General features: G+C 62.6%; 1 protein-coding gene. It reads left to right on the top strand.

The window, feature by feature from the left end:
• A partial coding sequence (locus BFP90_RS26815) for a CoA-acylating methylmalonate-semialdehyde dehydrogenase (protein ID WP_065898453.1) occupies positions 1–1,254 on the top strand: 1,254 nt, incomplete at its 5' end.
• Positions 1,255–1,563 lie beyond the last annotated feature (309 nt).

Genomic DNA, 1,563 nt, shown 5'->3' with positions numbered 1-1,563 from the left:
CTGGCGCGCATCATCGTCGCCGAACACGGCAAGGTCTTTACCGATGCCCAGGGCGAAGTCGACCGTGGCATCGACATTCTCGAATTCGCCTGCGGCATTCCCAACCTGCTCAAGGGCGAACATTCCGACCAGGTCTCCCGTGGCATGGACAACTGGACCCTGCGCCAGCCCCTGGGCGTGGTGGCCGGCGTGACCCCGTTCAACTTCCCGGTGATGGTACCGATGTGGATGTACCCGATTGCCATTGCGGCGGGCAACACCTTCATCCTCAAGCCAAGCCCCACCGACCCGAGCGCTTCGTTGTTCATGGCCGAGCTTTTGCGTGAAGCGGGCTTGCCCAAGGGCGTGTTCAACGTGGTGCAGGGCGACAAGGAAGCGGTGGACGCGCTGATCGAACACCCGGACGTCAAGGCCGTGAGTTTTGTCGGTTCCACGCCGATTGCCCAGTACATCTACGAGAGCGGCGCCCGCCACGGCAAGCGCGTACAAGGCCTGGGCGGGGCGAAAAACCATATGGTGGTGATGCCCGACGCGGATATCGAGCGCACCGTCGATGCGCTGATGGGCGCCGCCTACGGCAGTGCCGGCGAGCGCTGCATGGCGATCTCGGTGGCGGTGCTGGTGGGGGATGTCGGCGACAAAGTCATTGCGGCCTTGACCGAACGCGCCAAGACGCTGCGCATCACCGATGGCCGCGATTTGAAAGCCGAAATGGGGCCGATTGTGTCGAAAGTGGCGCTGGAACGCATCCGTGGCTATATCGAGCAGGGCGTACAGGCCGGCGCGCACTTGCTGCTCGATGGCCGTGACTACGTGCCCACCGAACCCGGCCTGGAAAACGGCTTCTGGCTCGGCGCGACCTTGTTCGACCACGTGACCCGGGACATGAGCATCTACCGCGAAGAAATCTTCGGACCGGTGCTGGCCTGCGTGCGCGTCAACGACTTCGCGGAGGCCGTGAAGCTGGTCAACGACCACGAGTTCGGCAACGGCGTCAGTTGCTTCACCCGCGACGGCCACATCGCCCGCGAATTTGCGCGGCGTATTGAAGTGGGCATGGTCGGCATCAACGTGCCGATCCCGGTGCCGATGGCCTGGCATGGGTTTGGCGGCTGGAAGAAGAGCCTGTTTGGCGACATGCATGCGTATGGCACCGAGGGCGTGCGTTTCTGCACCAAGCAGAAGTCGATCATGCAGCGCTGGTCGGAGAGCATCGAGCAGGGCGCGGAGTTTGCGATGCCGGTGTCGAAGTAGGTCTCACAGGCACTGTATGCCCGAATGTGGGAGGGGGTTTGCCCCCGATAGCGGTGTATCAGTTGATCAATCTGTGACTGACCCACCGCCATCGGGGGCAAGCCCCCTCCCACAGTTTTGACCGCGTTCAGGCAGTGGGTTTTGTGCAGGTCAGGCACTCGATTGGAGCCTGGTCTTGGCAACGGCCAGCCAGTGCCACCAATCCCAATGTTGAAATGCAGACCAATGTGGGAGGGGGCTTGCCCCCGATAGCGGTGTATCAGTTGATCAATCTGTGACTGACCCACCGCCATCGGGGGCAAGCCCCCT

The sequence above is a fragment of the Pseudomonas sp. 24 E 13 genome (assembly GCF_900004715.1).
GTDB classification, from domain to species: Bacteria; Pseudomonadota; Gammaproteobacteria; order Pseudomonadales; family Pseudomonadaceae; genus Aquipseudomonas; species Aquipseudomonas orientalis_A.
Note: the sequence above shows the minus strand (reverse complement) of the source record. Positions and strands in the feature narration are given on the sequence as shown.